The sequence below is a fragment of the Pelatocladus sp. BLCC-F211 genome, assembly GCF_041928655.1.
Lineage (GTDB): Bacteria > Cyanobacteriota > Cyanobacteriia > Cyanobacteriales > Nostocaceae > Pelatocladus.
Window position 1 is genome coordinate 158733 of the sequence record NZ_JBHFLM010000123.1, and the last position, 7879, is coordinate 166611.

Annotated in this window: 6 protein-coding genes and 1 pseudogene; 4 read left to right on the top strand and 3 right to left on the bottom strand. The window is 38.9% G+C overall.

The features are described 5' to 3' along the window. Positions 1-856: 856 nt before the first annotated feature. Positions 857-2089: an ATP-grasp domain-containing protein gene (locus ACE1AT_RS15360; protein WP_374869757.1), complete on the top strand. Its 1233-nt coding sequence runs from the start codon at positions 857-859 to the stop codon at positions 2087-2089. A 139-nt stretch (positions 2090-2228) separates the two neighbouring features. Continuing rightward, complete coding sequence (locus tag ACE1AT_RS15365; RefSeq protein ID WP_374869759.1) at positions 2229-3110, top strand: CoA-binding protein; 882 nt, start codon at positions 2229-2231, stop codon at positions 3108-3110. 107 nt (positions 3111-3217) lie between these two features. On the opposite strand, the gene ACE1AT_RS15370 is transcribed toward ACE1AT_RS15365, so the two are convergent. Continuing rightward, a complete protein-coding gene (locus tag ACE1AT_RS15370; protein ID WP_374869761.1) occupies positions 3218-4564 on the bottom strand; it encodes a serine/threonine protein kinase in 1347 nt (448 codons plus the stop codon). Between the two features lie 48 nt (positions 4565-4612). After that, entirely contained in the window at positions 4613-5935 is a 1323-nt protein-coding gene (locus tag ACE1AT_RS15375) for a serine/threonine protein kinase (RefSeq protein WP_374869763.1), read from the bottom strand. A gap of 340 nt (positions 5936-6275) precedes the next feature. On the opposite strand from ACE1AT_RS15375, the gene argB reads away from it, so the two are divergent. Further along, on the top strand, positions 6276-7169 hold the full coding sequence (argB, locus tag ACE1AT_RS15380; protein ID WP_374869765.1) for an acetylglutamate kinase: 894 nt from the start codon (positions 6276-6278) through the stop codon (positions 7167-7169). A 63-nt stretch (positions 7170-7232) separates the two neighbouring features. Here the strand turns inward: argB and ACE1AT_RS15385 are convergent, their stop codons facing one another. Beyond that, entirely contained in the window at positions 7233-7640 is a 408-nt protein-coding gene (locus ACE1AT_RS15385) for a hypothetical protein (RefSeq protein ID WP_374869767.1), read from the bottom strand. An 82-nt stretch (positions 7641-7722) separates the two neighbouring features. Between ACE1AT_RS15385 and ACE1AT_RS15390 the strand changes: the two are divergent. Further along, positions 7723-7879 (top strand): annotated as a pseudogene (locus tag ACE1AT_RS15390) (RNA-guided endonuclease TnpB family protein); the annotation flags it as partial.

The window sequence follows — 7879 nt, forward strand, 5'->3', positions numbered from 1 at the left end:
TAATATTTTCAATTTATTCTTTTAGAAGTGATATGAACAATATATATTAACTATTTAATCAAATCAGCGCCATTATTAATTTCAAGTCAAAATTGGGAATAATAAGATTTTTCGCTTTTACAATATAAAATCTAAAAATATTTAACATAGAGCAATCCTAAATCATGTGTAAAATTATCTGCTTCTTTCCCTCTATATTCTCTGTCCCTCTACGGTTTTTACTCAGAATTCACGTTCAAAAATCAATATATAATTAAATAATTATTGTTTATATTAATAATTTCAATATTTTTACAGACATAGTTAATTTGACAGTGATTATGACTAAAAATAATCATGAATGATAGTTTTTTGATGGTACAAGCACCCTCCCTCTAAATCTCAATTTTGGGGAATGGAGTCTGTGGAGCAAATCAAAAATCTAAAATCTAAAATCCTGTTAAAGGATGATAGTTTTAAGAAAAAATTTACTAAATATCTGTCCAAAGTCTATTGATAATTCGTGTTTTCTCTGATATAAATTCAAAAGCGAAAACTTGCAGTTGCTAAGATTAAAATTCTCTCTTACATGAAAAAATTTGTTTTTACTGTTATATCAAAATTTGATGACAAAAACTCTTGTTCGCTGAAATACAAGAAGTTTTACTGATAAATTTAATTACTTATTGTAAAAATGGTAAAAGCAGTAACAAAAGCGATGAATTTACCAGATTTACTGGATTGGATAAAATTAATGAGAGAAAAATTTATTTTAAGATAAACGACCAAAGTTTGATTATGCAAACTAGGTGCGGCTTTCAGATGTTAGACAGCACCACTGCGACCAAATAAAAATGGCTAGAGATAAGGTGTGTCAATGGAATTGCTAGAGTATCAAGTCAAAGAGTGGTTTCGGACAATAGGCATTCCTGTATTGCCTTCTCAAAAAATTGACCATCCCACGGATTTAAAAAGATTAAAGATAAAATACCCAATTGTACTGAAATCTCAGGTACATGCTGGAGAGAGGGCAAAAGCAGGTGGAGTCAGATTTGCTGAAACGACTATAGATGCGATCGCCGCCGCCCAAAATATTTTTAATTTGCCAATTTTAGGCGAATTACCAGAAGTATTGTTAGCAGAAGCTAAGTATAATGCGGAGCAAGAATTTTTTTTGGCGGTAGTTTTAGATACAGCTGTTTGCCGACCGATACTTTTAGGTTGTAAAGAAGCAGATATTGATTGGGAATCTGCTGGCAAAAAAATGCAGCACGTGGTTGTAGAACAAGATTTTTCTCCATTTTATGCGCGACGTTTGGCTTTAAAGATGGGATTACAAGGTGCATTAATGCAATCTGTCAGCATAATTGTTGAGAAAATGTACCAGTTGTTTATAGAAAAAGATTTAGATTTAGTAGAAATTAATCCTCTGGGGGTAGATGCTTCTGGTCAAGTGATGGCTCTCAATGGTAGTGTCAATGTTAATGAAAGAGCGATCGCTCGTCACCCAGATATTACTGAGATGGCGAGAAAAATGACCCATCGTCATAGCAGTGTAGAGTTTAACAAAAGATTAAGTGAATGGGACGCAGTAGAACTACACGGTAAAATCGGCATTTTAGGCAATGGTACCGGTTCAGTATTAGCAACTTTAGATTCAGTAGTCAATGCTGGTGGTAAACCTGGTGTTTGTTTGAATTTGCGCCACGCTTTCCCCACCGATACTTTACCGACTACCTTTCGCGATCGCTTAGATAGAGCGATAAATATTTTGGCTGCTGATAAAAGTATTCAAGTTATACTGATCAACTTTCTCGGTAGTGTTCCTCAAAGTGGGGAAGTCGCAGAAGTAATTGCTAATTTTTTACAGCATCAGAAAAACGAAATCAAAACCCAGACTTTACGTTCTAACAGTAACAAAAGCCGACAGGAAACCCACTTACCACGCTTAGTTGTTCGTCTTGCTGGCTCTGAATTTAATGCAGCCAGAAAATATTTGACAACATTAAAAGTTCCTAGCGATGCATCTATAGTAGTAGTAGAAAATTTAGATGAAGCAGTAGCACAAGCAGTAAATCTTGCTAAAGCTACTGCTCACAGAAAATTTTGATAATGTTTCCTTCTGTCCTTGAAAATTGGTGTGGGGGTGTAGGGTTTTAGGGGTGTAGCAGAAAAAACCTCTTTTTTGGCGGTGAAACTTGTTTCATCGGGACTACTTTGTGCCTTGTGCCTTCATGTATGTGTTTTTTATGAATTTAACGCCAGACAGCAAAGTTATAATCCAAGGCTTTAGTGAATTTATATCGGCTACTCATATTGCCCAAATGGTAGATTATGGCACTAATTTGGTAGCAGGGGTAAAACCTGGATATGGTGGTCAAAAAATACATGGTCTACCAGTGTTTGATCTCGTGGAAGAAGTGGTAGAAAAATATGGATTAATTGATACTACGATAATCAGTGTAAACGCTTACGAAGTATTAGATGCGGCTTTGGAAGCGATCGCATCTGGTATTCGCCAAATTATCATTATTTCTCCTGGCGTACCACCATTAGATATGGTGCAATTACTACGTAAAGCTGAAGCCACAGAAACACTAGTGGTCGGACCCAATAGCCCCGGCATTATTGTCCCAGGGCGAATTCTTTTAGGCACTCAACCGAGTGAATTTTATACACCTGGTCGAGTAGGAATCATTAGTCGTAGCACTACCCTTACCTATGAAGTCGCCAGAGAACTAACTACAGCGAATCTGGGACAATCAATCAGTGTCAGTATTGGGAGTGATGCGATCGTTGGTTCATCGTTTATTCAATGGTTGCAAATTTTTGATGAGGATGACTCCACAGAAGCGATCGTATTAGTTGGTCAACCCGGTGGAGGACGGGAAGAAGCAGCAGCACGCTACATTGCTGAAGCAATTGATAAACCAGTTATTGCCTATATTGCAGGTACACACGCACCACCCGCAAAACACTGGCGTCAAACCGGGACATTAGCAGCAGTAATCGGACGTCATCCAGACTTTGGTACAGCAAAAAGCAAACTAGCTGCATTCTCAGAAGTCAAAGTCCCAGTGGCGGAACGTCCCTCTATAATTCCAGAATTAGTAAGGAAGATAATTCAATAGTTGATACTCCCCACGGCTAAAAGCCGGAGGATTCTTGAAGAGTCCACAAACGAACTTTCAATGGTGCTATCAAAGACACCCTACTGATTCCACTTAGGTCTAAACCGTCATTTGTCATTTTCTAATCCCAACCATTGTCCAATCTCTTGAATTAGCCAATGACGTTCTATAGTTGACAGAGGGCTGGAAGTGAATTTCTGTCCTTCTACTTCTATGGTGACTCCTCTGGGTGCTGAACCTTGATTCACTGGCTCGTGATATATTTTTTCAATTAATGCTGTTGGACGCTGTTGTCGCTTGTAGCAAAAACCAAATATTTTCCAACGTATTTCAAAATTTTGGCGATCGAAGTAGAAATCAGTATGTCCAAAAGAAGGTAACACAGTTCCTTGTACCACTGCAATCAGCATTGCCACAAAGAAAATCAACAAAAACCATGCCTGAGAACTCCCCCCTCTGATAAAAAAGTTTATCAGTTGTGGTAGTTGCCAGAGAAAAGGAATCATAATTCCAACTAAGTAAAATAATCTAAAAGCTTTGCCGCCGCGTCTCGGTATTTTAATTTCTAACTCACTAGCAGACTTCTTAATTTGAATCTGACTACCTGTGGGCTTACGACTAGTAATAGGTGGAGTGAGGCTATTTTTATTCTTGAGTGCTGCAAGTGCTTCTCTGGCAGTACTAATTCGTTCTATTACATTTGGTTCTGTAAGCTTACCAATCCAATTGACAAAACCCCGGTCAATGTTAACCTGATCAGCAAAAATAATCCGTGCATCCAGATGAGGTAAATCGGCGGGAGATATCCCCGTAAGCAAATGTATTAAAGTTGCACCCAAAGCATACAAATCAGAAGCAGGAACAGCCCGCCCAGCAAACTGTTCTATTGGTACGTAGCCATAAGTACCGACAACAGTGAAAGTAGCACCTTCCTGCACCGCTTGATCCTGCACCGCACCAAAATCAACCAAGTAAACCCGCTTATCTTCACCCCAAATCAAATTACTGGGTTTGATGTCGCGATGTAGGACAGGTGGGTTGAGTTCGTGTAGATAAACCAGAATACTAAGAACTTCAACAGCAATTTTTTCTACCTGTAATTCTGAAAAATGTTCACCTTTGTCTATTAAGTTCTGTAGGGATGTTCCAGGAATATAACTCTGTACTAGCCCAAACCAAGGGAATTTAGAACCAGATTGATGTTCTAAAACAAAGTAATCTCGGTATTTGGGAATACGGGGATGATTAAGATTTTTTAATACTTGAGCCTCTCGTTCAAACAGTTTATGTTCATCCCACTGCATTTGGGGGCTAAGAATTAGCAACTTGACTACAACTAGTTCTTGAGGCTGTTTAGTCAAATCTTTTGCTAACCAAGTTTGGCGGCTAGCATCTGCACCTAATTTTTCCTGAATTTGATAGCGATTACAAAGTATTTCTCCTGCTTCTAACATCCCCAAATTCCCCATGCAAAATTGTTAGTGTTAACTACTAACCAATCCCTAACCAATCCCTAACCAATGCCTGATTTGTGCTGCCATCCAGCGACACTCTTCTTTACTTAGAGGTGGCTTTAATTTTCCAAATGAATACTCAGATACGCCTAAAGCTAATGTTACCTCTGGTACTTTGTGACTACCATAACCACCAGTCTCGCCACTAAATACTTTGTCAATTTCGGAAACCTTTCCTCGCTGTCTACGCAAGCAAAGACCTAGTAATTTCAATTCAATTTCAAATTGGTGATGGTCAAAGTAAATATTTGTTTCCACAAAGTTAGGCAAGAGAAACCAACCTGTTAGCAGTAAACTCGCTATTAGCCATATCCAACCTTCTACGCTACCCAGGCTAAAACCACCACTGAAAAAGTATAACCAAATTGCTAGTACTACTGTGGCAGCAATATTTTTCGGATCAGTTAATGTCTTTTGCCAAAGTACAGGAATTCTAATGTGTAAGTGTTCAGGAGATTTTTGCAGTTGAATTTGACTATCAGCAGGTTTGGCACGAACTATTTTAGAGATAGCAATTTGATTGGCTTTGAGAAGCTTCAGTGCTTCTTTGGCACTAGTAAAGCGTCTGTCTAAATTCGGTTGTGTCAACTGTTCTAACCAGCGAACAAACCCAGGATTAACTTTTAGTAAGTGAGCAAACTGCAAGCGAGAATTTTGCTGTGGCAAATCTGCTGGTGGAATACGGGTGAGCAAATGAATCAAAGTTGCGCCCAAAGCATAAAGATCAGATGCTGGAGTTGCCCTACCACCAAACTGTTCTAATGGTGCATAACCATAAGTTCCCACTATTGTAAAAGTTGCTCCTTTTTTGGCGGCGCGATCTTGTACTGCGCCAAAATCAACTAAATAAATCTGATAATTTTTTCCTAAAAGTAAATTGCTGGGCTTGATGTCGCGGTGCAATACTGGTGGACTCAAACTGTGCAGATAAATCAGAATCTTCAAAATTTCAGCAGCAATTTTTCTTACTTCTGCTTCGCTGAATACTCTCCCTTTTGCCAGTAATTCCTTAAATGACGAACCGGGAATATATTCTTGTACTAGGGCAAAATGGAGTATTTGATCTTCAAAGCCAAAATAATTACGATACTTTGGGATACGCGGATGATTTAGTTGTTTGAGTATCTGGGCTTCTCGCTCGAAAAGTTTAACATCTTCCCATTTTGCTTGGTCGCTAAAAGTAAGCAGTTTAACGATGACTTGTTCATGAGTGGACAAATCCCATGCTAACCAGGTTTGACGACCAGCATTGTCACCAAGTTTTTCTATAAGCTGATAGCGATCGCGTAATACCTGTTGGATTTGCAACATCGTCTGGTGAAATATAGACGTCTGAGAAAAAGGGTTTGGGGCTATGGGGGTATGGAGGAGCCAGTGCGTTGCTTTGGTTCCCAAAGTTGTAGCACAAGCGCGTGTGTAGGAAGATTTTGGAAGTGCGGGTAAAAATTTTAGGGGTATTTTACAAATATGAATTTCAAAAAACTCTTGTTTCCTCTTACACCTTTATACTCTTACACCCTGAGAGCCTTATATCCTTATACTTTTACACTTTAACGAAATCAGCACGAACATCTTAGCAACAAATATTCTTTTCTATGAGAAATTGTTGTGAGTACCAATTTAACTAACAAAAGCTCCTCATAGACTTATTATGATCCAAGATTCTGAGTACATTCGACAAGATGCGGCAACTCGCGTACAAGTGCTGAGTGAAGCACTACCTTACATTCAACAATTTACAGGTCGAACTGTTGTTGTTAAGTACGGTGGTGCGGCGATGAAAGATAGCAACCTCAAAGATAAAGTCATCCGTGATATTGTCTTTTTATCATGTGTTGGCTTACGACCAATTGTGGTTCATGGTGGTGGCCCAGAAATTAACAGTTGGCTAGACAAATTAGGAATTGAACCACAATTTAAGAATGGTCTGCGTGTAACAGATGCCCCCACAATGGATGTAGTGGAAATGGTGTTAGTCGGTCGTGTCAATAAAGAAATCGTCTCTTTGATTAATCAAGCTGGTGGTTCTGCTGTGGGGCTATGTGGTAAAGATGGCAACCTGATTAAAGCCCGTCCCCAGGGAGATGAAGGTATAGGTTTTGTTGGGGAAGTCAGTTATGTCAATATTAAGATTTTGGAAACACTAGTAAGTAGTGGGTATATTCCCGTAGTATCTAGTGTAGCCGCAGATGATAACGGACAAGCTTATAATATCAATGCTGACACCGTAGCGGGCGAAATAGCAGCAGCGTTAGGGGCAGAAAAGTTAATTTTGCTCACTGATACACGTGGAATTTTGCAAGATTACAAAGAGCCGACTAGCTTGATTCCCAAAGTAGATATTAAAGAAGCTCGTGATTTGATTGCTAGTGGTGTGGTTAATGGTGGGATGATTCCTAAAGTTAATTGTTGTGTGCGATCGCTTGCTCAAGGAGTTCGCGCCGCACATATTATTGATGGTCGCATCCCCCACGCCCTGCTACTAGAAATTTTTACTGACGGCGGTATAGGCACAATGATTTTTGGTTCTCAGTTTATATCTTAAATTTATGAGGGGAAGGAGAAAAGAGCAGATCTTTTCTCTTTCACCTTTACCCATAATAAATTCTCAAGGATACTGAATAATAATCGGTTGCCGAATTGGTCTATTGTGATACCAAGAATCTTTGACAATTACAGGATTGATTAATGTTGAGTTTCTAATTTTTGGATTGACCAACACAGGATTAACTAAAACGTTTTCACGTATATTTTGATGCAATTTAGGGTAAGTATTATAAATCCTGCGATTTGGCATCAATCCTGTCACTGGATCTACAGGCATAGGGGTAGAAATAGGACTACCGTATATAAAGCTACCAGTATTTGGTGTTTGAGGTTGACTGACACCGTAAAAACTCCCGTTATCAATTACTATTACCTGCTGGGCAGAAACGGGAGTTGTAGTCGCACTCATCAGTGCTACAGTGAAACCTAATCCCAGTAAATACGCTTGATTAAACTTGATTTTAAGCATGTTTTTGATTCACTAAAATTATGATCAGTAAATTTGTAGAAATAAATTTAAGTATGATTTAACTATCAAAATATAGCGGGAGCGTGAGAACCCCTACGAAGCAATGGCAGCACAGTCTGCACAGCAAACCTTGAAGTCTGTAGGTGAATCAATAGTTGGGTACAACGGGTTAGTTAAAGCTTATTACCGTGGTGAAGTTGATAAACCATCGTTACCCGGTTACAGAAAAAGTGGTGGAC